This is a genomic window from Rhodopila sp., from assembly GCF_965277165.1.
Lineage (GTDB): Bacteria > Pseudomonadota > Alphaproteobacteria > Acetobacterales > Acetobacteraceae > Rhodopila.
This window is the reverse complement of the sequence record NZ_CBDICE010000006.1, coordinates 2,965,066-2,991,872: the sequence shown is the minus strand read 5'-3', so window position 1 is coordinate 2,991,872 and position 26,807 is coordinate 2,965,066. Positions and strand designations below refer to the sequence as shown.

Genomic DNA, 26,807 nt, shown 5'->3' with positions numbered 1-26,807 from the left:
CTTACCTTCGATTCAGCCGTAGCCCATGTAGACGCCCGCGGCCGCGTCATCCTTTTCGACCTTGGTCGCGATCACGCCATGGATCGGCCGCCCGGTCTGCGCCAGCCGGCGCGACAGCTCCTCGATCTCGCGCATGTCGGTCCGTCCGAACTCGGTCACCAGCAGAATGGCGTCGGCGAAATTGGCCGCAACGATCGCGTCCGGCACCAACAGCAGCGGCGGCGTATCGATCAGCATCACATCGTAGCGTTGCCTGGCGGCGCGCAGCGATTCCATCAGGTGACCCGATCGCAGCGCCGATACCGGATCGGTTGCCGTCGGGTAGGGCGTCATCACATGCACCCCGGTCGCCCGGTCCACCTTGACGTTCAGCGGCTGCGACGACCCTGTCGAAACCGTCTCGGCTTCCAGCCCGGCGGTGCCGGAACCAGTGAACATCGCCTCCGCGTGCGGCCGCCGCAGGTCGAGGTCCACCAGCAGCACCTCCAGCCCAAGCGAAGCCATCGCTCGACTGAGACCCGCCGCAATCGTCGTTTTGCCTTCGCCCGATCGCCCGGACGTGACAAGCAGCGAACGGATCTGGCCCTTCCTGACCTCCTTTTCCAGCTCCAGCACCACACCGGCGATGGTGCCGGCCAGACCCTCCTGGCGCGTGTTCGACCCGATCAGGCGGCGCGACCCGCCCACCGGACCACGCAGCCGCGGAATACCACCCAGGAACGGTGCATTCAGCCGATCCGCCAGCTCCGTCGCGCCAAGCCGAAGACCTTGAGCCCGCGCGGTGATCAGCGTGTATCCCCCCGCCGCCACGCTACCCAGCACCAATCCGGCCAGAGTGAACAGGCTCTTGCTCGGAAACGACGGCCGGGTGGGAACATCGGCGTTGGTCAGAATACGCGCATTCGAATTGGCCGGCCGCGCAGCCAGATCGATTAACCTTGTCTCGATCGCGTCGCTGGTGCGCCACAGGCTGGCGACCTTGCCGCGCTCCCGCTCGAGCCCGATCGTGGCGCCGACCTGGGCCTGGCTCTTGTTGCGGACGGCGGTCATCACTTTGTCCAACTGCGCAACGACCTGCTGCGAGGCGATCAGGCTGCTGCGCCGCTGTTCCACGATGCGGTTCGCCTCCTCAGTGATCTGCGACAGCAGCCGGTTGAGCTGTCGCTGCAGGCTGGCGCGCGTCACCTCCGCCCGGGGATCGCGCGTCGGCAGTCGCGCCATCTCCTGTTGCGCGTTGTCGTATTGTTGCCTGAGCAACGGAATCCGTCCGCCGCCCATCGCGTCGGCGAATTCGATCGGATTTCCCTTGCTCGCCGCGCGCTGTTCCAGCGCGCTGTTGTAGTCGGACTGGCGCCGAGCCAGGTCGGCCTGGGCTTCCGCATAGCGCGCGCCAAGCTGGCTCATGTCACGCATCATGCCGGGAACTTCATTGGCCTCGATCGCACCAGGCTTGGCCAGAATACCGCCCAGCCGATCTTCCGCCGCCGCGATCTGCTCCTTGGTGTTCTCCTCGCGTCCGTGCAGCGCCTTCTCGATCAGCGTCGCGGTGTGCGTCTGCTCGGCGATACGGTCCTGGGTATACAGCTTCAGCAGATCATTGATGATATCGGCGCTAAGCTGTGCGTCACCGGTGGTCGCTGACAGCTTGAGAACGCTGCTCCCCTTGGTGGTCGCCACCTTGATCGCCGAGCTCAGGAACTGGACGCGCTTCTCGGCTTCATCGGCTGCCGGATTAGTCGGCTTCGGCGAGATCGTCGTCATCAGCCCGTCATACCAGGCCACCGCCGAAGGCCCGCCGATCGAAGCGATCGCCCGACCGGTGTCGGTGATCGCGCCCATCAGGCTCCATTGGTCCAACAGCCGCGGCGGTATCGTCACCTGCCGGGCCACCCGCTCCAGCAGCCCTCTCGAGGTCAGCACCTCCTGCTCGGTCGTCACCACCGCCTCGTTGACCGCGGCCGCATTGAACGCGGCGTCGTTGTCCGGCGCGGTCAGAGCCTCCGAACGGATCACCAGGCTGCCGTCGGCCCGATAGTGCACCGGCAAGGCAAGACTCAACGCGAATGCCAGCACCGCCCCCAGCAAGCCGCAACCCAGCATCAGCCACTTACGGCTGGCCAAGGCCCCAAGCGTTTCCGGCAAACTCAATGCGGTTGTCGCGTTCATCGGGAAAGCCCTTGTTCAGCAGTGTGACGCAAATCAAAGCCTGGTTTTGCTGATGAGCGGTAAAGTGTCACAAATAACGGCGAAAGATCGTCAAAAGTCGGCGAGTTCGTTCCTGCCACGGGTCCCGCCGCCACCGCCTGACGCAGTGCCGCCGCCAGCGCGGAGGCGTCTCCCGGATCGACAACGACGCCGCCAAGCCGAGGAATTTCCTCGACAAAGTTTCCCAGCCCGGTCGCCACCAGACGACAGCCGAACGCCGCCGCAATCGCCGGAACCGATGACTGTGTGACGTGTCTATACGGCAACGCCACGACACTGGCTCTTTGCATCAACCCCGCCACCTCTTGATCATCGAGATATTTGTTATGCAACTCAACGCGCTCGCCCAGGGCGTCGGCGACTTGCTGGTCGCGAACTTCGATAACGCCCGGACCGGCAATCGCCAGCCGCGTCGTCGCCGGCAGCATCTGCATCGCCTGCAACAAAACGTCGATCCCCTTGTATTGTTGAATCCGGCCAAAGAAAAGCACCAGCTCTTCGCGCTTCACGCCGCATTTTCGGTGCCGCAAAAACTGCCCGGCAAGACTGCCGTGCGGCGTCACCACGAATCTCGCATGACCAGCCATTGTCTTTGCACGTTCAAGATGTCGCGAAGCCAACAGATGCACCGTTCCGGTCAGCGCCAGCACCGGCCGTCTGACAATCGCGTTCAGACGCTCGAAGACATTGCCAGGATGAGGATCAGGATCGTGCAGCGTCACCACGACAGGGGTTCCGGCGAGCCTCGCCGCGACAACCAGGCTAATCGCCCACAGATAGCCTTCGCCGGTAAGGATATGAACCACATCAGGCTTCGCACGCAGCAACGCCGCGACGACTTTCCAGTGCGCGACAGGATTTATGCTGGCAAGGATCCCACCGATCTTGCTCACCCCGCAAGGCGCGCGATACAGGCTTCGCTCGGGAATCCGCCCGGCATAGTTCGTCGGCACCAGCACGCGGCAATCCAGGCGACGGCAGAGCGCGCCGAACATCTCGTCCAACAGTTGTCCCAACGCATAGCGCGCCGAGAACGCCGCGATCAGAACCCGCGGCTCACCGCCGATCGCGGCCGGCACCTGCACCGTTCCGTCGTCCTGCCGTCGCGTCGCGGTCACCGCCGATATCCCCACGGCAACGGCTTGCCGCGAGTGCCCGGCCAGGACAGCGCCAGCAACGTAATGCCGTAGATGCCCGCGCCGGTTGCGATCAGTCCCAGCAGGTTCAGCACGCCGTGGGCCGCCAGCGGACCTGCCTCCAGCCAGCGCAGACACAACAGCATCAGCATGGATGCGCCGAACGGTGGCCCCCAGATCCGCAGCAGTGAGCGGAACGAAACCCCAAGCCGGTTCGCCAGCATCGACACCAGGACTGGAACCGTCAGCAGCGCCCGCGCCGCCCAAACCATCAACGCCGCGTCCAGCCCGATGAAGGCGGCGGAGGCAAAAATCGCCGCATCGACAAAGATCAAGGGCGCCGTCAGATACAACGCCATCCGGCCCATGCTGCGGGCACGCAGCGCCACCGCCACCACATGCAGCAACAGCCAGCCGCTCAGTCCGGCACAGATCCACGGCAGGTAATGACCGGCTGGCGCCCAGCGCGACCCGATCAATGTCGTTATCACCGGGGTCCCGAGTTCGGCCAGACCGATGAAACAGGGAAATGCCAGCACGCCAATGACCAGCAGAACCGTCCGCAATACCTCGCCAAACCGAACCAGATCGTTTTGCTGGCGGCTGATCAAGGAGATCATCGGCCGCGAGGTAACCTCTTCGAACAGTTGCGAAAGAGTCCGCGCCACCCGCATCGCCAGACTCAGGTAGCCAACGGTCTTCAGATCCCCCAGCGTGCCGGCGACAACGAACAGGGACTGGTCGCGCAGCAGATACAATGCACGGATGGCGACCGAATAACCGACATAGGACGCCCGCGCGTTGACGATGGCGGTGTCGATCCGCAGCTTCGGTCTCCAGCCGGACATCGACCGATAGGCCACCGACGTCACCGTCGCGGCACTCAGCACATTCAGCACCAACGCCCAGTAGCCGAACCCGGCCGCCGCCGCCGCGAGACTGATACTGCCGCCAACAAGCTGCGCCACCAGCGCCGTCTGCGCGATCGTACGGAACTTCAGCGACCGGCTCAGCGACGCCTTGTGGATGTTGCCCAACGCGCCGACGAACGAGCTCAAGGCGAGTGCCGGGATGACGTATCGCAACAACGGCTCTTGCAGCAGCCGCGCCAGCAGCGTGCTGACGCCGCAGGCAAGCAGAAGGCACAACCCGGCGATCGCGATGTTGATGGTGTAGCCGGTGTCCCAGTCGGACGCGGTGATGCTGTGCTGCTGCACTAGCGCCTCGCCGATCGGCTCGTCGACGAAGATGGCGAAGATGCCCGAAAGCGCCAGGCCAAGCGAAAACACGCCAAGGTCGGATGGGGCCAGAAAGCGAACCGTGCCGAAGAAGAACAGCAGCGACATGACCTGCCGCAGCATGTTCTCCAACCCGCTCCACGCCAGCACGGAGATCCGAGTGCTAGACGCGGAGGGCGCCAATTCCGCGCCCTGGTCCGCCATCACAGGCCCAACTCGGGATCCCGCCGAACCCTCATCTCGGCAACCGGCTTCGTTTCTGAACCGGAATTTACGGGCCGGCGGTCGGGTCGCTTTCTCGATGCCGCCTGCAACGCCTGGATATAGCGCTCCGCGATCGTCGGCCAGGAAAACATCTCCGCCAATGCAAGCGAGCGCTCGCTCTGCTGCTTCAGTCGGACCGGATCCGCAAGTTGATCGATCGCGGCCAGCGCCTGCTTTGGGCCGGCGGCGGCAACCACGTGGTCGCGAAGAAAATCCGGGGTCTCCCAATCCACCCGGGCGACGATCGGAACCCCGTTGGACGCGGCGGCCAGCAACGTGCCGCGGCGTTCGTGCACGCCACACGGCGGCGACAGATAGGCCACATGGGCGTGGCGCAGCACGTCCGCGGCATGTTGAGCTGAGACATTCAACTGCCACTCGATCCCGGTGTCTTCCGCCAGCTTGAACAGGGACTCGGCGTAGTCGCGCGCGTGCGGCACGATCGCGCCCATGATGACGGCGCGGTAGGGGCGACCCTGTTGCTTGCACAGCCGCGCAAGCTCGATCATCTCCTCAATGCCCTTTTCCGGCCGCAGCATGCCGAAATGGACGATGGTGAAGCGATCCGACGGTTCCCACGCACCGACCGGAATGTTGCTGCCGATCGGGATCGTGCTCAGCCGCCGCTCGGTCCAGGGATGGCGCTTCACCAGCGCCTCCCGATCGAGCCGCCCTGTCACGACAAGACGCCCGCCAATCGTAAAGACACTCATGCCCAGCCGGATCGGCCAGCGCTGTCCGGAATAATCGTGCAACGTGGTCAGGCGCGAGCGCCCCAGCAGCCCCAGATGAAGCAAATGAGGCACCAGCGACCGGCGGAAGCCATGTGTCGGATACTGCAAATGAATGACATCGGCGTCGCTGGCTCGCAGTTCCCACAACAGCGCCGGAACGTCACGCAACCGCCATGGGTGACGGTGCAGCACGGCGACGGCAACGTCTCGATCCTTCAGCGCGTCGATCAACGCGCCGGTGAAGTCACCGACCCCGCAGACCTGGGGCGGAAGCGACCCAGCGATCACCAGCACTTTCATCGCGGCAACCGTTCCGCCACAAGCCGCGACATCAGTTCGACGTAGCGGTCCCCGATCGCCTCCCAACTCACCAGCGCTCCGAGTTCGCGGCTTCTCCGGTGCGCCAGGTCGCGCGCCGCGCTGTCGGACAAGCAGCGTGCGGCCTGCGCGATCAGGTCCGCGCGTGATGTCCCGGGGTCCAGCAAACTGACCATCTCGGCCGGCGTTTCCGCGCCGCGCAGGGTTATGATGGGCACACCGCACACCGCCGCCGCCAGCAGGCTGCCGCGGCGAAAGCTGGCGCCCGAGGGATACGGCAACAGCGCAACCGTGGCGGTATGCAGGAAGTCGGAAACCTGATCGGGCTGCATCTCACCCGCCAGACCGATGCCGCGCTTGCCGGCCTCGGCCTCGATCATGCGGTGGTAGCCGGCGAACTTCGGCACCCGGGATCCGGCAATGACGAACTTCGCATCCGGAAACCGCGGCGCAAGCACATCGACGCAGCCAAGGTATTCTTCCAAGCCCTTCTCCGGCCGGATCTGCCCGAAATAGACCACCAGCGGCGGCTGCCCCGGTTGCCATTCGCGACCCGGAAAATTGGCGCCGATCGGAATGACGCAGGTCCGCCGCCGCAGCCATGGAAACCACGCCAGCAACGCGTCCCGTTCCGTCTCCGCCGTCATGATCACCGCCGCCGCGCGCGCCAGCAGCACGCCCAACGACGCCCGTCGTACCGGATTGGCCGCGACGAACTCGTGCAGCGTCACCACCAACGGCGCCTGCCGCTGCAATGAGGCGAAGGCGTGCGGCCCCAGCGCCGCCCCAAACGCATCCGTCGGGTATTGCATCAGGATCGCGTCGGGCCGTTCACGAGCCACCTGCCGGAGCAGTTCACCAACCTGCGAAAGCCCCCATCGCTTCACATTCACCGGCCGCGCATCGACGCCCTCGCGCCGCAGCACGGCAAGCAGATGTTCATGATAGTCGTCGGTCCCGCTGAACAACGGCTTGATCGACCCGCACAGCGAAACCAGCCGCAGACTCCGCTCCCGGCGGCCTGTTTGCGCGTCCAACATCCGCAATGGCGTGCCGTCGTTCACCGCATCCCCTATTTAGGTCGATAGGCGCGGATATAATCGATGCGCATCACGGCGGGGAAATGGGTGTCGCTATCGGGCGTGCCCGCCCAATCGCCGCCGACCGCGAGGTTGGCGATCATATACATCGGTGGTGCATCGCGGAATGGCCTGCCATCGGTGCGGGTCGTTTCCACACCATCGATCGTGAACACAAGTTCGTCGGGCGTCCATGCCAGCCCATAGCTGTGGCTCGCGGTGGCGTAGTCGAAGCCGTCGCCGCCGACACGAACGTGGATCCCCTTGCCCCGCGATGCCTTGATGTGGGTCGACTGATAGACGTGCGCCGTATCGCCCCCGATCGCCTCCATGACGTCGATCTCGATATGCTCCAACTGCGTCTTCGACACCAACCAGAACGCCGGCCACAGCCCCAACCCGGCGGGCAGCCGCGCCCGCATCTCGAAATACCCATACCGTTGGGCGAAGAACCGATCGGTCGAGATCATGCCCGACAGATACGGGCGGTCCACCATTTCCTGCAGCGCCGGCGGTGTCGGAATCGCGCTGATCTCCAGCGCCCCGTCACGAATAGAAAATGGGTCCACCCCCAACGGCTTGCCACCCGACCCAGCCGGCGCGTCAGCCCGGCCAAGCTTGTCGGTCCCGCCATGAGCCGGAACGAACCCGGGGTCCACGTAAAGCTCAAGTTCCTTGTTGCCTGGAAGCGTCCGCAGACCACCCCATTCCTCATAACGAGTCGAGAACGGACCGCCGTCCACCCGCATCAGCGGACGCCGCCTGTTGCTGAAGTCGGTCGAGAACGTCCGCTGATAACCCGACAGGTCAAACCGGCCGGCCTTGCCCGCGGCCAGCGCGGGCAGGGCGCCTAATGCGGGCAGCGAGCCCAGCACCAAGAGATCGCGCCGGCGCATGGCTTCAAGCTGCCCGCTCTCTGCGTTCGCCCACGACATCGGCAACCAACTGCTGCAATCCGTCCGCGATTTGCGTCTCCGCCCGCCAGCCAAGCACCCGCTCGATGGCCGCGACGCTGGGGGTCAGCGACCTGCGGTCGAATTTGCGGAAGGCCGCCGCGTTTTCCTGCATCGGACGGTTGTCGCCAAGCAGCGCCTGCAGCGTCCGAACCACCGAACGGATCGCAACGCCGGTCCCGGTGCCCGCGTTCAAGGCATGATAGCCCGCCGGCCCCCGAGTGACCGCGGCCCCGAATGCCCGGGCGATATCCTTGACATGGACGAAATCACGCTCCGTGCCGAGATATCCCATGACCAGTGCCGCCGCATCGCGTTTCCGGATCCGCTCCAAGGCGTCCGGAATCAGATGGGGATTGGTTTCGTTCGGCCCATACACGTTCCCCAGCCTGAGAGCCACGCCCGACTCACAGGCGCCGACACGCACGGCATATTCCAGCAGTTGCTCACTCAGCGATTTCGTCAGGCCATAGATGTTGCTGGGGCCCGGGCGATGATCTTCCTGATGGATGCAGTCCTCCACCGGGTAAACGTCGAGGGTCGAGGCAATCACCACCCGCGATACCGCACTCAATTGGACCGCCTCGATCAGGCTATGCGTGCTTTTGGTGTTGATCGCGAACGTCCGTTCGGGGTTTTTCATGCACTCGGGAATGAAATGCACGGCGGCCAAATGAACCACCGCCTCGGCGCCGAACCCCTCGAATAGCCCGGCTAGATCGGTCGCCGCCATCTGCGAAAGGTCGGCCACCTGCAGGCTCACCTGCGATGGAATGTGCTCGCGCCGGCCCCTGGAGAAGTCGTCGATCGCCAACACGTCGTGGCGTCCGCCGACCAGCCAGTCCAGAACATGCTTGCCGATGAAACCGGCACCACCTGTCACCACGATTCGCATGACACTCCTTCAGTCTGTTGAGCACGGCCTGGGTTGCCAGCCGACATCGCTGTCTCGATCAACAGCGCCTCGAACTGCTGAACCAGGATAGACCACTCCAGCCCGCCCGCCGGCCGGTGCGACCGCGCCGACCAGGTGTCCCAGTCGGCAAGCACCGTCTGTGCCGCGTCGGCCAGCGCGCCCGCCGTCGGTTCGGCGCAAAGCCCGCACTGATAATCCTCGACCACGCCAACCGTCCCATTCTGCGGATAGCGCGCGGTGATCACTGGAAGTCCGCTCGCCATCGCCTCCGCCACCACCCGAGGGAAGCCTTCCCGCTGGCTGGTCAGCATCAGCAGCCTGGCCCCGGCCAGCAGGTTATACTTGCGCTCGTCGCTGACCACACCGGCAAGCTCGATCCGCTCGCCGCTGGGCGAGCTGGCGACCCGCCGCCGCACCGCCTCCAAGGCAGGACCATCACCGGCGATCGTCAGCCGATCCTGATAACCGCGGCGGCACATCTCCTCGAAGGCCTCGATCAGCAGCGCCAGGTTCTTGTGTTCGGTGACGCGGCCGATATACAGCATGCCGCCACGCGACCCAGCCGCATCCATCCGGTAGCAGGCGCCGTTGATACCGCTAGGCAGAACCAATACCCGGTCCCGAGCAAACCGGCGGATGTGGCGCGCAACCTGCGCCGAGACGCCGGTGTTGGCCGCCACCAGCCTGGGCAGCACGCTCTGCACCAGCCTGAACAACCTGCTGTGACGAATTTCGCACCAGTCGACGACCGAGCGGTCGCGGTCCCGCCGCGACAGCGCCAGGATGTGCAGCAACGGCCATTGGTTCAGGAAAATCGCATCGAACTCGCCCGCCCGAGTCAGCCGACGCGCCGCCAGCGCATAGCGCAGCATCCCCAATGGCGACCGCGTCAGCAAACCGCCCAGCGGCTTCTGATAGCGCGGCAGTGACGGGCGACGGATCACCACGACACCGCTCGCCAGTTCCTCCTCGGCCGGTGCCTCGGTCGAGTTCCTGATGCACATCACCGTAACCTGGTGACCCTGCATCGCCAGCAGCCTGGCGAGCTCGCCAAACCGCTGTTGCTGACCGCCCATGCTCGGGGGAAACAGTTCAGTCAGGAAGCAGATCTTCACGCTTGCCCATCCTCGAACACGCCGCCGCCGTTGATACCCGCTATCGGCCCGGACATCGCCTCAATACGCATTTTGATGGACAAATCCCTTGATCGCGGTTTGCAGCAGGATCTGGAAATCCAGCCAGACGGACCAGTGTTCGATGTAATACAGATCGTGGATAACCCGTTGTTCGATCTGCTCGACCGTGTCCGTCGCGCCACGCCACCCATTCACCTGCGCCCACCCGGTCATCCCCGGCTTCACTTTGAACCGCGCCATGTATCGCTTGGCTGCCGCCGAGTAGCGCTGACCGGCAGCCATCGCCAGCGGCGAATGCGGCCGCGGTCCAACCAGCCACATGTCGCCCCGCAGCACGTTCAACAGTTGCGGCAATTCATCGAGGCTGGTCTTTCGCAGCAACGCTCCCAATGGAAACACGCGGGAGTCATCTTTCGTGGTCAACACCAGTCGATCGCTCGGCGAAGCAGCCGCGTGCATCGTTCTGAACTTGAACATTATAAAATTGTTGCCGTTGTAGCCTTCCCGCTCTTGGCGGAATAGAATTGGGCCGGGACTAGACAGCCGAATCGCTACCGCGATCCCAGCCAGCACCGGCGAGCACAGGATCACCAGCAAAAACGCCAGTATCCGGTCCTGCACGTCCTTCAGCACCCAGTGCCAACCGTCCAATGGCGGAGCGCTCGCCAGCAGCAACGGCATTCCACCGACCTTGAACTCGCTCGACGCCATCCACTCCGGATCGATCCCGATGCTGGCCGGCCATAACAGCACGCGCGCCGGAAGGCACAGCAAGCCGCGAACCAGGTCCGTAAGTTGGCCCCTCTCGGCCGTCGATGTCGCCACAATGACATCCCTGACGCGCTGCGATTGGATCAGCTTCTGAACCGCGGCGGTGACCTCGGCATTGCGTGCGATGTCCGGGTCGCTCGAGCTCGCGTTGTCCCTGCCACTGAAACCGGCAACGTCACTGAAACCGGCAACGTCACTGAAACCGGTAATGTCAATGAAACCGGCAACATTGGCGCCCCCCGGATCCAGCTGCAGCAACCGCGCGCAATTCTGCGCTTCGGCCCCGGCCCCGACGATCGCCACATTGTGGCTGATCCGTCGCGCCACCAGCAGCACGCCGCCGGCATAACCAGCCCCTAACCGAACCAGCATGATGAATGCCGCCCCGGTCAGCCAATCGACCGAACTGCTCCGCCACAGCCCGGCATGGGAATCGAACATCATCGACCACGACAGCAAAGGAGCAGTCGCCAGCAGCCACGCCGCGGCACCCTTCAGACTGGAACGAAAGACATGCAGCAACCCGGCAAAATCATATGCCCCCAGCGAGCGCAGAACGAAGTGAACCACCAACGCCACGGCGACACCGAATCGCAGCATGTCGAACAGGCTGCTCCGGCCACCGCCCTCGTCGGCCATGATGTCGCTCAACCACTTGGCGGATGATATCGCCGCCGCCAGCGCCTCGGCCACCTGCAGCGCCGCGATCAGCCGCCAGCGCGATACACGCGCCTCTACCGGACCACATGGGAACGTAGCCGCTGGGTCCGCCGGGCCTGCCGCAAGATCGCCGGCGTCAGCGGCCATTCTGCTGGGAACTCAAAACCATTCAGCTTGATCCCACCTGCTGGTTAAATCCAAGTCACGTTAAGTCGACTGAAGCAACCTATAACGCTGCATGCGGGGGTGTGAGTCACGTCTGCGTCAAAAGTGAAATGTCTCGGCTTATGGGGTGCTTGCGACACAGCTCTGAGGCAGTCTTTGGCGATCGGCGCAGGCGCTGTTTACGACCGTGCCTATCGCGACGAAGATCATCGAGTTGGCCGGCGGCCAGAAGCGGCCAGAATAAGAAGGGCGAGCGACATGCTACATTTTCCGTCCGCGGCGGCGGTTCTCCGGACTGTTCGGCTGCACTACGTCCGAAACGGAGTCGCTCAGGCGCTGGCCGCCGCCGGCCTGATGCTAGCAGTTGCCGGCCCCGCGCTGGCCCAAACCGGGGCCGCTGCCTGCGGATCTTATCAATCGCTTTGCCGAGGCCGTCCCATGTCGGGCCTCTGCGCGCAATTGCAGCAGCGCTGCGGAGGCGCCGCCGATGGCGCGGCGTCCATACAGCCGCATGGCGATCCATCCCTGGCCATGCCCCAGCTCGACAGTCCGACCGATATGCCGGATTGCACCAAGGACCAGGAATTGGTGATGGTGCCCACCTGCCAGTGCAAATCCGCGCTCGACACCGCGGGTTCGGGGGACAACGCGTGTGGCCCCTGCACCACCGATGGCGTTCGCATGGAATGCCAAAATGTGCAGTGAAGCGTAGTGGTTTCGACCTATCCAAACGATACCGCAATGTTCGCTATATCCCGTAACACCCGGCGCTAATGTTCCAATAGTATATCGAAGACAAAAGACCGTAACAAACGCTCTATTAGCGCTGACTACAGGCTGATGCGTGTTGCGATAGCGTCTTTCTCTTGCCATCCAAGGTCGACCAGGTGGCTCCGCTCGAACCTTCTTTACTTGCACGCATTCGTAGTTGTCACACAGTCCTACGTCAGTATGCGATAGCAAAGTTAGCCTTAATTTTTCATTATAGTCTTGATATATTTTGAAAATAGAAATATCTTGCCGGCGATCACATTGCCGTGTTCTAGCGGTCTCACCGATCATACTTTCGGGAGACCGATTTGAGCACCGTATCGAAATCGCCGAACGACACCGTCCTGATCGCCGGCTCCGCCAGCGCCATCACCGACGCCGCCGGCAACCAATGGACCATCTCCGCCACCGGGGCCGTGCTGGAAAACGCCAAGGCCGTCGGCTTCACCGCCAACGTCGCCGAGATCGCCTACGTCAACGGCACACTCTGGCACGAGAACACCGCAAAGAGCTGGTACTCATGGACCGGGTCAGCCTGGAGCGCCGGCGCCAACCCGCTGACAAGCGCCACTCCGCTGCCGGCTCCATCCGCCCCCGGCACCGTTCTGCTGGCTGGCTCGGTCAGCAAGATCACTGATGCCGCCGGCAATCAATGGACCATCTCCGCCGCCGGCACCGTGCTGGAAAATGCCAAAGTCGCCGACTTCACCGCCAACGTCGCCGAGATCGCGTACGTCAATGGCACGCTGTGGCAAGAGAATACCTCAAAGAGCTGGTACTCGTGGACCGGCTCAGCCTGGACCGCCGGTACCAATCCGCTGCCGACCGCGACCCCGACGCCGACCCCGCTACCCACCCCATCCGCCAATGACACGTTCGTGCTGGCCGGCTCCACCAGCGCCATCACCGACGCCGCCGGCAATCGCTGGACCATCTCCGCCACCGGCAACGTACTGCGCAATGCCAAGGCCGCCGGCTTTACCGCCGACGTCGCCGAGATCGCCTACGTCAACGCCGCCCTGTGGCACGAGAATACGACCAAGAGTTGGTACTTTTGGAACGGCTCAGCCTGGACCGCCGGCGCCGATCCGCTGCCGACCGCGACCCCGCTGCCAACGCCGGTGCCCACCCCAATACCCACCCCGGCACCAACGCCAACCCCGGTGGCAACCCCATCGGCCAACGACACCTTCGTGCTGGCCGGCTCCGCCACCACCATCACCGACGCCGCCGGCAATCGCTGGACCATCTCCGCCACCGATACCGTGCTGCGCAATGCCAAGGCCGCCGGCTTTACCGCCGACGTCGCCGAGATCGCCTATGTCAACGGCACGCTGTGGCACGAAAATACCACCAAGAGTTGGTACTCGTGGAACGGGTCGGCCTGGACCGCCGGCGCCGATCCGCTGCCGGCCGCGACTCCGCTGCCAACACCGGTGCCCACCCCGGTACCAACGCCAACTCCGGCACCAACGCCAACCCCGGTGGCAACCCCATCGGCCAACGACACCTTCATACTGGCCGGCTCCACCAGCACCATCACCGACGCCGCCGGCAATCACTGGACCATCTCTGGCACCGATACCGTGCTGCGCAACGCCAGCGCCGCCGGATCCACCGCCAACGTCGCCGAGATCGCCTACGTCAACGGCACGATGTGGCACGAAAACACCGGCGGTAGCTGGTACTCCTGGGCCGGATCAGGCTGGAACCCCGGCAGCGACCCGCTGCCCGCCTCCGGCGGCTCTCCCATAGCGTCAAGCGGCATCGGTTCCGCGCTGAACCTCAGCGGCTATCACCTCAGCTTCGACTGGGAGGCAAACAGCTTCCCCAACAGCCCGACGCCCACCGACGGCGCGTTCACGACCACGCTGTCATCGGGGCTGCGCTATCTCGGCAATGGCGACCAGGAATTTTGGAGCGATAGTTCGACCGGCCAGAGCCCGTTTGCCCTCGACAACGGCGTGCTCGACATCAACGCCACCTATGTCGGCGCCGGCAATACCCCAGGCGGTGGCAGTTTGTCCTACGATTCAGGGGTACTCACCACCCAGGGCTGGTTCTCCCAGCAATACGGCTACTTCGAAATGCGCGCCGAGCTGCCCGCCGGACCCGGCATGTGGCCGGCATTCTGGATGCTGGACAACAACTCCAATCAGCCAGGCGGATGGCCGCCCGAGGTCGATGCGCTGGAAGCGTTCGGCGCCCAGAACGCCAACGGCGAAGGCGGCACCAGCCAGGCCCATTGGGACGTCCACAGCCAGAACGCCGCCCAGCAGGCCGGCGCCTGGGCCACCATGGACGGCAACGAGGCCACCTCGTTCCACACCTACGGCGTATTGTGGACGCCCACGACCATGAGCTTCGTCTACGACGGCACCGTCGTGGCACAGGCACCGACGCCCAGCGACTACACCCAGCAAATGTATATGATCGTCAATCTGGCCGTCGGCGGCACCTGGCCGGGCAACGCCACCGGCGAGAACGGCACGATGAAAATCGACTATCTGCGCGCCTTCTCCAGCGATTCCGCGATCCCCGCCGTCGCCATGCAGACGATCTCCTCGCCCGATGGCGGTGGCACATCGCTCTATGGCGCATCCTCGCTGACCAACGCCACATCGACCCCCGCCATGCTGATCCAGCACTGACCCCGGCCGCCGCGATCCCGGGCAAAACGAACCGCCCGGATCGCGCGCCGCAGGAACCGGTTCCACCCCGTCAAGCGGCGCCGGCCGGCTGCCCGCGCATGCACGGGTGCCGCCCCTTGCGCGCTGCCGTGGCATAGCCGCCGAACGCCCGGTTGGGTCGCGAATTCGGCTCCACGATCGAGCAGCGATACGCCTCCCAATCCGCCTCGCCCAGTCCCGAACTCAACTGCATTCGATCCAGCGTATCGTTGCTGTAGCTGTGCCTGGCCACCGGTTGCACCTGCACCAGCGGATAGTCGGCACGCAGCCGGATCGGCGTGTGGCTGCGGGTCAGCCGCATGTTGGTGAACAACGGGCCGAACCAGCGGTCGGTCTCGACGATGCCTTCGAACAGGCAGATCCCACCGGCGGGGGGCATGTTCGCCGGCGCCCGCACCAGCAAATGCCAGTCCGCCGCGGTCTGCGCCATCAGCCCGGTCCAGATCTGCACCGTTCCAGGCTCCGGCAACGCGGTCAGGAACGGAGGCGAGCACCCCTTCAGCGCCTCAGGCGCCACCGCATCGAATTCCGCCGCGTAGTCCGGAAGCTGCGCCGAAGGCGACAGCGGCATCCACTCCGGCGCCCGCTCACAGCGCCAGAACACCTCGGTTCCGTCCCACAGCAGCTCAAGATCGATTGGCGCGAACAACCACCAGCCGAACGACGTCGCGCTGGTCAGCGCCTCACAGTATCGCACCGCCCGCATCGGCAACGTCCCGCACGCTGACCGCTCGGCTCGCATCGGTGCCCGGCCGTGGCCGGTAAGTTGGTGGAAGCGAACGATTGGGTCACTGCTGGACATGTTTCAGGCTACCTTTTATCGCGGTTTCGGCACGCACGCGCGGCAACGGACCGGCAACGATGGCGGGTGCGCGATGGTCAGCACCCCCTCATCGCCGGGCCATGCCGGGTCGGGCCCTCCGGATCGGGCCCTTTGGATCGGGCCTTCCGGATCGGTTCAGACGGCTGAGCTCAGCCCTGCTGAACCGGCAGGCGATAGCCACCGCCCAGACGGATCTTGCCGGCGTCGGTGGTCGCGCCGCCATTGCGTTCGGCGTCAACCCGGCCTTCCGGCAGGCGATAGCCGCCACCCAGACGGATCTTGCCGGCGTCGGCGGTCACCACGGTCTTCACGGTTTCGGTGCGATTCAGCATGGAACTCTCCTTGGTTGAAACGACATGCCAACCGAGACAACGCGATCAGGGCGGCCAGCGAATGCCGGCCGCCCTGATCGAAGTCGTTTCAATGTCAGTTTTGAAACCTGCCCCAGGCCCCGGATCCTGCCCGAAGCCCGCAAGACATAGCTGTCCCGTTGACAAGCCAAAGTTACGGGGATCGCAGTCCTATGTCAAGACAATTTTCTTAAATAACCCGGAACATATGAAAATGCTCCGCAACCCGCCCTAACCTCAAAGCGCATGGCTCCAACCCTGCACCGCCAGGCTCGATGCCGCCACCACGAACCATGTCACCAGGCCCAGCACCAGCGGACGGCTGCCGGCGCCGACAAAGGCGCGCCAATGACCCTGCAGCCCCACCGCGGCCAGCGCCACCACCATCACCACCCGGCCCAGCATCTGCACTTGCATTGCATGTGACCCGATCAGCCCGGCGGTGTTGGCCGCCGCGGCGACCACGAACAGGATGATGAACACCGGCACCGCCGCATAAACCCGCTTGCCCAGGGATTGAGCGCCAGATCGATCGCCGGCGTTCTCCTCCTTGTCCAGGAACGCCAGCGCCAGCCCGAAGCCCAACACCAGCGGGATGATCAGCGTGGTGCGGGTCAGCTTCACGATGGTCGCCGTGGTCCCGGCGGCCTGGCTGAACGCAAACCCCGCCGCCACCACGGCCGAGGTATCGTTCACCGCGGTTCCCGCCCAGACCCCGAAGCCGTTGTCGCTCAGCCCCAACAGATGGCCCAGCGCCGGAAAAGTGAACACCGCCACCATGTTGAAGAAGAACACCACGGTGATCGAGTAGGCGATCTCCTCGGCCTTGGCCCGAATCACCGGCGCCAGCGCGGCGATCGCCGACCCGCCGCAGATCGTCGTGCCGATGCCGATCAGGCAGCGCATCCGCCAGTCGATGCCAAGCGATTTGCCCAGCAGCAGCGCGCAGGCCAGCCCCGCCGTCATCGTCACCGCCAGCAACGGCAGCGACCCCAGCCCGGTGCGCGCGATATCGCCAAGGTTCAGGCTGGCGCCCAGCAGCACGATCCCAACCTTCAGGCACAGCTTGCTGGTGTCGGATATGCCCAGCGACTTCTGCTGCGACAGCGCCGGCCAGGCGTTGGCGATCAGCACCCCGATGGCGATGGCGAACAGCGGCGCCCCGACCAGCGGAGCGTAGCCCCCGGCAATCTCGGCCAGCCCGGCAATAACGATGCAAAGAACCAGTCCCAGCCCGCGGCGAAACCACGGCTGCGTCGCGATTCCCGATTGCACCGCCACCGTCGAGCCTGACATCGCCACATCCAACCTCCATTCCCCGCCGTCCCCCGATATTGGGCCAGGCGCCAACATCTGTCACCAATCGGGCAGCGGGTAAAATTTCTCTCCGCCCCAGCCCAAAGCCGGAGAACACAAACCTCCAGACCCCGAACCCCATGGCAACCCCCCATGGCAACCCCCATGGCAACCCCCACGGCACCGAGGATATTTTATCCGCGGACATATTGCAGTGTGTGAACAGTTGCGTTAAGACACCGCGTACGGCACCCGTCGAGGTTGTGGACCGCCATGATACCAGCCGCTGCCTGAGCAAGGTGTCGTCATCCGTCGGCACGCTCCTCGTAGCCCAGACATGCAGGCAACGTCGCCGGACGCGGCCCGACTGCGCCTGCGCCTGTTCGGCCACATGGCGGCGGACGATTCCGCCGGCCGCAACTGCCTGCCGCGCACCCGCAAGACCCGCGCCCTACTTGCCATTCTGGCCATCGCCAGTCCGAAACCGGTGCTGCGCCAGCAACTCGCCGCGCTGCTCTGGAGCCGACGTCAGCAAGAGCAGGCGCGCGGCTCACTGCGCCAGAGCGTGCACGAATTGCAGGACACGCTGGGCTCCGCCTGGGGCCACGTTCTCATCACCGACCGGCACTATTTGTCGCTGCGCGGCCCGGCGCTGGAGATCGACGCATTGTCGCTGGCCCAGCCGGCAGTGCTCAGCGCCGAACTGCTGGATCGCTTCCAGGACGTACTGCTGGAAGATCTGAACGGTCTCGATCCGGCCTTCGACCGCTGGCTGGAAGACGAACGCGGCCGCTTCCAGCGCATCGGGCGCACCATCGGCGAAGCCCTGCTGGCCAAATGTGAACAGCCCGAGGCGGTGATCGATGCCGCCGAACAACTGCTCAGCATCGACCGCATGCACGAAGGCGCCTGGCGCGCGGTCATGCGCGGCCACGCCGACCGCGGCGACCTGGAAGCCGCCAAGGCCTGCTACGACCGCTGCCGAGGCACCCTCGCCGAACAAGCGAACCGCTCCCCTTCACCCGAAACCGAGCACCTGATCGAGCGAATTCGCGCCCAGCCCGACACCGGCAGGCCGCCGCCCCGGATCAATCTCGGCTCCGGCGCCGCCGAGCAACAGGCCCTGCTGGCGATGCCCCAAGGCGCCCCCCGGGGCAGCGCCCAAGCCAGCCCCCAAGCCAGCTCCCAAGCCAACCACCATGGCAGCCCCCAAGGCGGCTCACGCCGCGACCGCTCGGCGCTGCGGCTGCGCGTCGCGCCGCTGCGCACCATCGGCGCCGAACACGATGACGGATTGGCCCAGGGCCTGGCCGAGGAAGTATCCGCCGGCCTGTCCCGGTTTCGCTGGATCTCCTGCGTCCCCGGCAGCCTTTGGCCGCAACCGTCAGCCTCGCCGGACGCGGCCCCCGGCGCCAGCCTGGATGCCGACCTCCTGCTCGACGGCACCATCCAGTATGGCCTCGGCCGGGTACGCATCATCGTCCGCCTGATCGATATCCGCGCCGATGGCGAAATCGCCTGGGCCGGCCGCTTCGACCGCCCGACCACCGACCCGCTCAGCATGCAGGACGAACTCGGCGCCGCCATCGTGGCCCAGGTCGATCCCGAACTGATGAAGCACGAAGGCCGCCGCGCCGCCCGCGCCCAGCCCGACGACATGACAGCGCAGGATCTGCTGCTGCAGGCGCTGCCGGCCCTCTACCGGCTGGAGCGCGACAGCTATCTCGATGCCCGCCGCCTGCTCGAGGCCTCGCTGCAGGCCGATCCCAGCAGTTCGGTGGCGCACGGATGGCTGGCCTATTGGTGGTTGCTTTATGTCGGCCAGGGCTGGGCCGCCGATCCGGCGCAGGCCTCGGCCGAGGCCAGCCGCCTGGCCGAACGCGCGGTCATGCTCGACCCCGGCGATGCAAGGGCGCTGACCCTGGCCGGCCACGTGCGCGGCTTCCTGGGCCGCCACCCCGAAGAGGCCAGCGCGCTGCACGAACGCGCCATCGCGCTCAACCCCAACCTGGCGGTGGCCTGGTGTTTCTCCGGCCTGTCCCAGCTCTATCTCGGCCAGCCCGAGGAAGCGCTGCGCCGAATCAACCAGGCAATCCGCCTGTCACCGTCCGATCCGCATGTGTTCTTCTTCGACATGTCACTGACCATGCCCTACCTGATGAATGGTGACTGCGCCAATGCGATCGAGGCCGGGCGCCGCGCCGTAGAGCTCAATCCGATGTTCTCCTCAGCCTACAAAGGCTATCTCGCGGCGCTCGGCTGGATGCATCCGACCCGCGAAGCCGGCGGCGTGCTGAACCGCCTGCTGGCGCTCGAGCCCGGCTTCTCGGTCGAGACCGCGATCACCCGTTCGCCGCTCAAACGCCCCGAGGACATCGCCCGTTACGCCGAGGGACTGCGCCGCGCCGGACTCCCCGAAAGCGCCGCCTGAACTTCGATCCCCTCCCGCCGCCCCCCAGTCGAGCATGTCGAGCCCCCAGTCGAGCATGGGTCGGTCGAGCATGAGCCGGGCATGGCCCGCCCCACCGGTCATGCCACAATAACTCCATATTCTCCCCAAAAATGACCTATCCTCTCGTTCAATCAGACGATTCTTGCGCTGTGGACGACCCTCCCAGCGCCATCGTGCCCGCAGGAGACCTCTATATGCCCCGACTTCGAATCGGCGCCCTCGCGCTGCTCGCTCGGCCCTGGCAATGTTCCGCTTCAGCCAGGGGCCGAAGACCGATGACCTCGTCCTGCTGCCGGAAATCATCAGCAAGGAACCGCTCGGCTTCATGGTCCGCAATGGCGACGACAAATGGATCGACTTGGTGCGCTGGACCTTCGTCGCCATGATCACCGCCGAGGAAAAGGGCATCACCAGCGCCAACGTGGATACCTTGCTCAGCAGCAACGACCCCGACATCCGCCGCCGGCTGGGCGTCGAAGGCGACGTGGGCAAGGCATTGGGCCTGGATAACAAATGGGCCTACAACGTGATCAAGCAGGTCGGCGATCTGGGTGAAGTCTGGAACCGCGACATCACCCCGATGGGCGTGCCGCGCGGCATCAACAACATCTGGACCAAGGGCGGCCTGCAATACGCCCCGCCGATCCGCTGAACGCCTTCGCGCCCTGGCCAATGTCCGCCCGGGCCGATGCACGCGGGGGCCGGCGCTGATGCCGCGATGGCTGCCGCAACCGCCCGCCGACGGCCGCTTCGGCAACCTCAGCGATCACGCGCTTACCGCCCTGCTCGTGCTGGAAGCGCTGATCCTGTTCGTCGCCGCGCCGCTAGCCGGAATGGGCATACGGCTGCCGCTGTTCTCCGGGGCCCTTGTCGTCGCCCCGCTGATCATCATGATTGTCATCATCTCGACCAGCACAGGCGCCCGGGTGATGGTCAGCGTGGCCGCCGTACTGGCCGCCGCCGGGCTGGCTTCCCGGATCAATCATCCCTCGCTGGTAACCGTCTGGCTGGGTCACCTGGCGGTCATCGCCGCGGTCGTCGCCATGTCCTTGGTGATCGGCAGGGCTGTGTTCGCGCCCGGACGCATCACCCATCACCGGATCGAGGGCGCTGTCATCCTCTACCTCAATATCGCCGTGGCGTTCACCTCGATCTACCGCATGATCTCCGAACTCGACCCGAACGCGTTCGCCGACGTCGCCGGCCACCAGAGCGAAACCGCGGCGCTCAGCACAATGCTGTATTTCAGCTTCACCACCCTCACCGCCACCGGCTTCGGCGAGATCCTGCCGATCAACCCGCTGGCCCGCAGCATGGCCAACCTCGAATCGGTGCTGGGCCAACTCTACCTCGCAATACTGCTCGCCCGACTGGTCACCATGCATGTCGAGTCGAGGAAATATTAGCCGGACTTGATGATGCTCAAATCGCCTGCTATTGGCTGAATCTCGGACCCGGGAACTGGCAATCGGTTCCGATCATCAGACAACGGCTGCCGGAAACCTTGGGGGAACTCATGCCCAGCATGCGATCGATGCTCGGTGGCACTGCCTGTTCGATCTATATTTGCTTATTCGCAATGAATGCTGCCTTCGCCCAGGCCCCCCCGGCCGAACCGGCGTGGCCGCATGCCATCATGGTAAACGGCAACAGCGTGATGGTGTACCAGCCGCAGGCGATCGAATGGCCCGGCCATGAAACCCTGACCACACGAGAAGCGATCGCCATAACCCCGCCCGGAGCCAAGGCGCCGATCCTCGGCACCACCGAGATTTCGTTCGCCACGCAGACCGACGCCGCGACCGGCAATGTCGTGCTGACCGACCCGAAGCTGTTGGCCTCGCGCTTTCCCACCCTCGATACCGAACACGCCGCGCGCATCGAGGCCCAGATCAAGGCCGCGCTGCCCGACGTCCATGCCAGGCCGGTGCCGCTGGACTCGGTGCTGCTCAGCCTGAAGCAGACGACGGAACCAAAGAACGCCGATCTGAACAACGATCCGCCGGTGATCTTCTACAACGACAAACCCGCCTCGCTGGTCGTGTTCGACGGCGATCCGGTGATGGCGCCGCTCGAAAAGACCGGCCTGTCGTTCGCCGTCAATACCAATTGGAACCTGTTTTCCGACGGCAGGGACTGGTACTTGCTGGACAATGGATCGTGGCTGATGGCGCCGGCCTATAACGGCCCATACCACCCGGTCACCAAGCTGCCAGCGGCATTCCGAGCGATCCCGGCCAATGCCGAATTCGCCGCCGTCCATGCCGCCATCCCGCCAAAACCCGGCCAACCGGGCGCCACGGCAATGATCTATGTCAGCACCAGGCCGGCCGAACTCATCGTCACCAATGGAGCACCACAATTCGCCCCGGTCACCGGCACCACGCTGCAGTCGGTCAGGAACACCCACAGCGTGCTGTTCTTCCAGCCCTCCAGCGGACGCTTCTTCCTGCTGACCTCCGGGCGCTGGTTCGCGTCCCATGGCCTCGCCGGTCCCTGGACCTTCGCCTCCAACGACCTGCCGGCGGATTTCGCGATGATCCCGCCCGAGGACCCGCAGGCCAACGTTCTCGCCTCGGTGCCAGGCACCAGCCAGGCCCAGCTCGCCCTGTTGCAAGCCCAGGTGCCGCGCCAGGCAACGCTGAAGAAAACCGCCGCCAAGCTCACCGTCGTCTATGCCGGACCGCCCAAGTTCAAGCCGATCCCCGGCACCGCCATGACCTACGCGGTGAACACCTCGTTTCAGGTGATCCAAACCGGCGGCAGGTTCTACGTCTGCTATCAAGGTGCGTGGTTCGTCGGTCCGTCGCCCGCCGGCCCCTGGCTACTGGCTGAGAGCGTGCCCCGGGTGATCTATACCATCCCACCGACCAGCCCGATGTACAACGTGACCTATGTGCAAGTGTACGGGGCGACGCCGACCGCGGTCACCTACGGCTACACCGCCGGCTACACCATGGGCTTCGTCACCGCCGGCGTGCTGGTCTACGGCACCGGATACTACTACCCCCCAGTGGTGATCCCGGGCCCGGTGCCAGTGTACTACCCGTACCCCTATTCCTACGTCGGCAACACCGCCTACAACCCGACCACCGGCGCCTGGGCCCGCGGCGGCGCCGTCTACGGACCCAATGGCGGCGTCGCACGAGGCGGCACCGCCTACAATCCGACCACCGGAGCCTATGGTTCCGCCGGCGCGATCTACGGCCCGAACGGCGGCGTCGGCGGATTTTCCGCCTACAACCCAACCACCGGCGGTTATGCCCGCGGCAGCGCGTCGTGGCAGAACGGCAGCGGCTCCGCCAACGCCAGCTACTACAACCCGCGCACCGGAGTCTCCGGCTCGACCAATCAGAACGCCAATCCCTATTCGCGCTGGGGCTCCAGCACGTTCTCCGGCCCGAACCAGACCGTCAACACCGCCAGCGGCAGCAACGCACGCGGTTCGGCGGGCGGCTTCCAGTCCTCGACCGGCGCCCAGGGTGCCGGCTACAGCGGCGTCAATGGCAATCGCGGCGGCGCGGTGAAAACCCAGAGCGGCGATGTCTACGCCGGACGCGACGGCAACGCCTACCAGCACAGCTCCACCGGTTGGTCGCAGTGGAGCAATGGCGGCTGGCAGCCGGTCACCCCGCCAACGTCGTCATCCACTAAACGCCAGCCGCCGACGCAAACCACCGCAACCAACCCCTCGACCACGGCGGCCAACCGAACCCAGCCGACCCAGAGCCAACCCAACACCACCCAACGCAGCACCACCCAACCCAGCACCACCCAACGCAACACCACCCAGCGCAACACCTCGACCCAGACCCCCCGCACTGGCACCACCTCCAGCGCCACCGGCCAATCGCGCAACACCAGCCGCCCGACGATGGAAAGCAGCTCCTACAACCAGTTGGAGCAGGACCGCCAGGCGCGCTCCGCCGGCAGCCAGCGCTTCGGCGGCGCAGCCACGGGCGGACGATTCGGCGGCGGACTCGGCAGCGGCGGCCGCGGCCGGCGCTGACATGATTGCCGACGAAACGGAGGAAATGATGCAACGTCCCACGCAGCGCAAAGCGGTCAAGCTCCTGCTCGGTCTGCTCCTGTCGGCGCTGTCATTGCCGGCGCTGGCGGGACCCGCGTTCGCGCAACAGCCCAGCCAGGCACAGATCGGTGCGGTAAGACAGTCCTGCCGGTCCGACTATCCATCGGTGTGCTCCGGCGTTCCGACCGGCGGCAGCGCGGCGCTGCAATGCCTGCAGGGTCACATGGCAAGCCTGTCGCCGGCCTGCCAGTCCGCGGTCGGCGCCATCGGCGCGCCCGCCCCCGCCGCGCAGTCCCAGCCATCGCACGGCCAAACCGCCCCGCCACCGGCGATGTCGCCGCGCGAGGAGGCCGCGATCATGCGCCGCTCATGCGGCGGCGACTTCCGCGCCTACTGCCAGGGCGTCAGGCTCGGCGGCGGCCGCGCCATGGCCTGCCTCGCCCAGAACCAATCGCGCCTGTCGCCATCCTGCAAGGCGGCGCTGGCCCAGGCACATGGACAGCGTTAACCGCGACGGTTGCACTCAGCGCGCTGATGCGCTGACCGGAGTGATACAGCGTTGGGGAAAGAACAATGCGAAGAATAACGGCGTTTCTACAGTTGGCCATGATCGGGATGCTTGCCGCCTGCTCGCATGCCAATGTGCAGACCACGGAAAGCTATCTCGGTCCGCCGGTGGCACGCCCGGATCGCATCCTGGTGTCGCGGTTCGCGCTCAACTCCGACCAGGTGAGCCTCGATCAGGGCATCGGACCGCGCATCATGCGCGCGGCCGGCAACCAGCCGGCCGGAACCCAGGAACTGCAGGCGATCCAGGATACCCAGGACGCGCTGGCGGAGCGCCTGGTGGAACGCTTGAAAAAGTACGGATTGCCCGCCGAACTCGCAACCACCGAGACCGGCGATCGGCACGGCCTGCTGCTGCAGGGCCAGATCACCAGCATCAATCAAGGCAATCGCACCCGTCGCGTGCTGATCGGCCTGGGCGCTGGTAAAAGCAGCATCGGCGCCGACGCCCAGCTCTACGCCCTATCCGCCAACGCGCCGCCTCGGTTCATGACCGCCTTCCAAGGCAAGGCCGATAGCGGCAACGCCCCCGGCGCCGCCGAAACGATGGGCGCCGGCGCGGTCGGCCAGCGCTTGGCCACCTCGACGGCGCTGACCGGGGCCGCCCACGCCAGCGCCGAAAAGCGCCACGCCACCAATACCGCCGAGGCCACCGCATTGGCCGACAAGATCGCTTTGCGCATCGGCCAGTTCGGCGTCGCCCAAGGCTGGATCCCACAGACCGCGCTGCAATAAGGCCGCCCGGGCTCCGACCCGGCCACCACCCCGAGGGCCGCTAGCTCCACCCCCGCGCCAGCTTGCGCACTACGGTCGACGCGTTGCGCTTGCCCTCGCCGGCATAGTCCTCATGCCAATCCTCGATCTTGGCCGGATCATACAGGTAGTTGACCATCAACGTGGCGCTTTCCTTGGCGCCCTTGTCCGAGGTATCGCCGGCCATATCCAGCCGCTCTACCCGGGCGCCGTTCGACAGATGGAAGTGCGCCACCGGATCCTTCGCCCGCTTGCCGGACGTTTCCACCATCAAAAACCGAGCGGCCAGCCGGGTCAGCACCGGTTCGGCGACCTTGCGCAGCGTCGCATCCCGCCACCAATGCCGCTTGGCAATGATCGCGGCCAGCGCCTGGCACCCGGTCTCGGCCGGTACCGCCGCGGCCAGTCCCTCGGCTTCCTCGTCACTCAGCAGCCGAGGCTCGTTCGCCGCCAGCAGCGGGTCCAGCCAGCGCCGGAAGCCCGGAATCGGGGACAGCGTGGCGAATGTCTTCAGGTTGCGGAACTCGGCCGAAAGCTCCTCCACCACCCGCTTGATCAGGAAATTGCCGAAGCTGATCCCGGCCAGCCCGGACTGGCAGTTGCTGATCGAGTAGAAGATCGCGGTGTCGGCCTGTGACGGGTCCTGCAGCGGCGCCTTTTCGTCCAGCAGGTTCTGCACGCTGCCGGCCAGGCCCTTGACCAGCGCGACCTCGACGAAGATCAGCGGCTCCCCCGGCATCCGCGGATGGAAGAACGCGTAGCACCGACGATCCGAGTCCAGCCGGTTCTTCAGGTCACGCCAAGACCGGATCGCATGCACCGCCTCGTAGTCGACCAGCCTTTCCAGCAACGCCGCCGGGCTGTTCCAGTCGATCCGCTGCAGCTCCAGAAAGCCGATGTCGAACCACGCCGCCAGCAGCCCGCGCAGATCGGCGTCCAGCGCCGCCAGCAGCTTGTCGCCGCCGCGCAGCTTCAGCAGCGACCCGCGCAGATCGACCAAAAACTTGCGCCCGTCGGGAATCGAGGTGAACTGCGTCAACAGTCGCAGCCGAGGCGGTTCCAGCGCGAGCCGCAACGCCGCCTTCGCGGTCGCCCGTTCCGCCACGTCCTTGGCGGCCTGCACCTTGGTATAGGCCGCCGCCACCGCGTCGGGATCGGAATCGAACCCCGCCAGGGTGCGCAGGAACCCAGCCCGACCGGCATCGTCCTGCGTCAGATAGGTCTGCGCCAACTTCGCCGATCGGTTGCGCGCGCTGACCTCGCCGCCGCGCCCCGCCAGGCAGGCCTGCATCTGTGCCTCCAGCGTCTCGTCCACCTCCCCCGAAACGCTGGACGCCATATCGCGCCAGGCCTCGGTGATGCGTCGGATGGCACGATCCAGCAGACCGGTGGAAACAGCTTCGCTCATGCAGGCTCCATTCAGACGGCAACGCCATCATCATAGCCAGTGTGGCGAGAAAGTCGCGTCTCACATTTCATCGCGCGCGAACGCGGCTCACA

Annotated in this window: 21 protein-coding genes; 8 read left to right on the top strand and 13 right to left on the bottom strand. The window is 65.4% G+C overall.

Annotation, left to right across the window (positions count from 1 at the left end; translation table 11 throughout):
• Window positions 1-12: 12 nt before the first annotated feature.
• From ACQY4Y_RS25865 to ACQY4Y_RS25825, 9 genes are read right to left on the bottom strand one after another with little or no spacing between them, the layout of a single operon-like run.
• Window positions 13-2,166, bottom strand: coding sequence for a GumC family protein (locus ACQY4Y_RS25865; RefSeq protein WP_428493429.1), 2,154 nt, complete (start codon window positions 2,164-2,166; stop codon window positions 13-15).
• The gene (locus ACQY4Y_RS25860) at window positions 2,163-3,323 is read right to left on the bottom strand and encodes a glycosyltransferase (RefSeq protein WP_428493428.1); all 1,161 of its coding nucleotides are present in this window, start codon (window positions 3,321-3,323) and stop codon (window positions 2,163-2,165) included. The genes ACQY4Y_RS25865 and ACQY4Y_RS25860 overlap by 4 nt, the downstream gene beginning before the upstream one ends.
• Entirely contained in the window at window positions 3,320-4,783 is a 1,464-nt protein-coding gene (locus tag ACQY4Y_RS25855; RefSeq protein ID WP_428493427.1) for an oligosaccharide flippase family protein, read from the bottom strand. Before ACQY4Y_RS25855 ends, ACQY4Y_RS25860 begins: the two co-directional genes overlap by 4 nt.
• Window positions 4,783-5,877 carry a glycosyltransferase family 4 protein gene (locus ACQY4Y_RS25850; RefSeq protein ID WP_428493426.1) on the bottom strand — a complete coding sequence of 365 codons (1,095 nt, stop codon included), beginning with the start codon at window positions 5,875-5,877 and terminating at the stop codon, window positions 4,783-4,785. The genes ACQY4Y_RS25855 and ACQY4Y_RS25850 overlap by 1 nt, the downstream gene beginning before the upstream one ends.
• Window positions 5,874-6,959, bottom strand: coding sequence for a glycosyltransferase (locus ACQY4Y_RS25845; RefSeq protein WP_428493425.1), 1,086 nt, complete (start codon window positions 6,957-6,959; stop codon window positions 5,874-5,876). Before ACQY4Y_RS25845 ends, ACQY4Y_RS25850 begins: the two co-directional genes overlap by 4 nt.
• Window positions 6,960-6,967: 8 nt before the next feature.
• On the bottom strand, window positions 6,968-7,909 hold the full coding sequence (locus ACQY4Y_RS25840) for a glycoside hydrolase family 16 protein (protein ID WP_428493424.1): 942 nt from the start codon (window positions 7,907-7,909) through the stop codon (window positions 6,968-6,970).
• On the bottom strand, window positions 7,875-8,822 hold the full coding sequence (locus tag ACQY4Y_RS25835) for an NAD-dependent epimerase/dehydratase family protein (RefSeq protein ID WP_428493423.1): 948 nt from the start codon (window positions 8,820-8,822) through the stop codon (window positions 7,875-7,877). Before ACQY4Y_RS25835 ends, ACQY4Y_RS25840 begins: the two co-directional genes overlap by 35 nt.
• On the bottom strand, window positions 8,807-9,958 hold the full coding sequence (locus ACQY4Y_RS25830; protein ID WP_428493422.1) for a glycosyltransferase family 4 protein: 1,152 nt from the start codon (window positions 9,956-9,958) through the stop codon (window positions 8,807-8,809). The genes ACQY4Y_RS25835 and ACQY4Y_RS25830 overlap by 16 nt, the downstream gene beginning before the upstream one ends.
• A 60-nt stretch (window positions 9,959-10,018) precedes the next feature.
• Complete coding sequence (locus ACQY4Y_RS25825; RefSeq protein WP_428493421.1) at window positions 10,019-11,557, bottom strand: exopolysaccharide biosynthesis polyprenyl glycosylphosphotransferase; 1,539 nt, start codon at window positions 11,555-11,557, stop codon at window positions 10,019-10,021.
• Window positions 11,558-11,731: 174 nt separating this feature from the next.
• Between ACQY4Y_RS25825 and ACQY4Y_RS25820 the strand changes: the two genes are divergently transcribed.
• Together ACQY4Y_RS25820 and ACQY4Y_RS25815 are read left to right on the top strand one after the other, a co-directional pair.
• A complete protein-coding gene (locus ACQY4Y_RS25820) occupies window positions 11,732-12,280 on the top strand; it encodes a hypothetical protein (RefSeq protein ID WP_428493420.1) in 549 nt (182 codons plus the stop codon).
• Between the two features lie 374 nt (window positions 12,281-12,654).
• On the top strand, window positions 12,655-14,997 hold the full coding sequence (locus ACQY4Y_RS25815; protein WP_428493419.1) for a family 16 glycosylhydrolase: 2,343 nt from the start codon (window positions 12,655-12,657) through the stop codon (window positions 14,995-14,997).
• Window positions 14,998-15,067: 70 nt separating this feature from the next.
• Here the strand turns inward: ACQY4Y_RS25815 and ACQY4Y_RS25810 are convergent, their stop codons facing one another.
• The 3 genes from ACQY4Y_RS25810 to ACQY4Y_RS25800 all read right to left on the bottom strand — a co-directional run bounded on the left by ACQY4Y_RS25810 (window position 15,068) and on the right by ACQY4Y_RS25800 (window position 17,505).
• Window positions 15,068-15,742 carry a DUF6065 family protein gene (locus tag ACQY4Y_RS25810; RefSeq protein WP_428493418.1) on the bottom strand — a complete coding sequence of 225 codons (675 nt, stop codon included), beginning with the start codon at window positions 15,740-15,742 and terminating at the stop codon, window positions 15,068-15,070.
• A gap of 266 nt (window positions 15,743-16,008) precedes the next feature.
• Complete coding sequence (locus ACQY4Y_RS25805; protein WP_428493417.1) at window positions 16,009-16,191, bottom strand: hypothetical protein; 183 nt, start codon at window positions 16,189-16,191, stop codon at window positions 16,009-16,011.
• 255 nt (window positions 16,192-16,446) lie between these two features.
• Window positions 16,447-17,505 carry a YeiH family protein gene (locus ACQY4Y_RS25800; RefSeq protein ID WP_428493416.1) on the bottom strand — a complete coding sequence of 353 codons (1,059 nt, stop codon included), beginning with the start codon at window positions 17,503-17,505 and terminating at the stop codon, window positions 16,447-16,449.
• Window positions 17,506-17,842: 337 nt separating this feature from the next.
• On the opposite strand from ACQY4Y_RS25800, the gene ACQY4Y_RS25795 reads away from it, so the two are divergent.
• From ACQY4Y_RS25795 to ACQY4Y_RS25770, 6 genes are all read left to right on the top strand, one after another.
• A complete protein-coding gene (locus ACQY4Y_RS25795; protein WP_428493415.1) occupies window positions 17,843-19,936 on the top strand; it encodes a BTAD domain-containing putative transcriptional regulator in 2,094 nt (697 codons plus the stop codon).
• Between the two features lie 265 nt (window positions 19,937-20,201).
• A complete protein-coding gene (locus tag ACQY4Y_RS25790; protein ID WP_428493414.1) occupies window positions 20,202-20,609 on the top strand; it encodes a hypothetical protein in 408 nt (135 codons plus the stop codon).
• Window positions 20,610-20,667: 58 nt separating this feature from the next.
• Window positions 20,668-21,363, top strand: coding sequence for an ion channel (locus tag ACQY4Y_RS25785; RefSeq protein WP_428493413.1), 696 nt, complete (start codon window positions 20,668-20,670; stop codon window positions 21,361-21,363).
• Between the two features lie 110 nt (window positions 21,364-21,473).
• Window positions 21,474-23,966: a hypothetical protein gene (locus tag ACQY4Y_RS25780; protein WP_428493412.1), complete on the top strand. Its 2,493-nt coding sequence runs from the start codon at window positions 21,474-21,476 to the stop codon at window positions 23,964-23,966.
• A gap of 28 nt (window positions 23,967-23,994) precedes the next feature.
• Window positions 23,995-24,495 (top strand): hypothetical protein, encoded by a 501-nt coding sequence (locus ACQY4Y_RS25775; RefSeq protein ID WP_428493411.1) that lies wholly within the window; start codon window positions 23,995-23,997, stop codon window positions 24,493-24,495.
• A 65-nt stretch (window positions 24,496-24,560) separates the two neighbouring features.
• On the top strand, window positions 24,561-25,289 hold the full coding sequence (locus tag ACQY4Y_RS25770; protein ID WP_428493410.1) for a DUF4410 domain-containing protein: 729 nt from the start codon (window positions 24,561-24,563) through the stop codon (window positions 25,287-25,289).
• Window positions 25,290-25,329: 40 nt separating this feature from the next.
• Here ACQY4Y_RS25770 and ACQY4Y_RS25765 read toward each other — a convergent pair whose 3' ends face one another.
• Window positions 25,330-26,715 (bottom strand): malonyl-CoA decarboxylase, encoded by a 1,386-nt coding sequence (locus ACQY4Y_RS25765; RefSeq protein ID WP_428493409.1) that lies wholly within the window; start codon window positions 26,713-26,715, stop codon window positions 25,330-25,332.
• Between the last annotated feature and the right edge of the window lie 92 nt (window positions 26,716-26,807).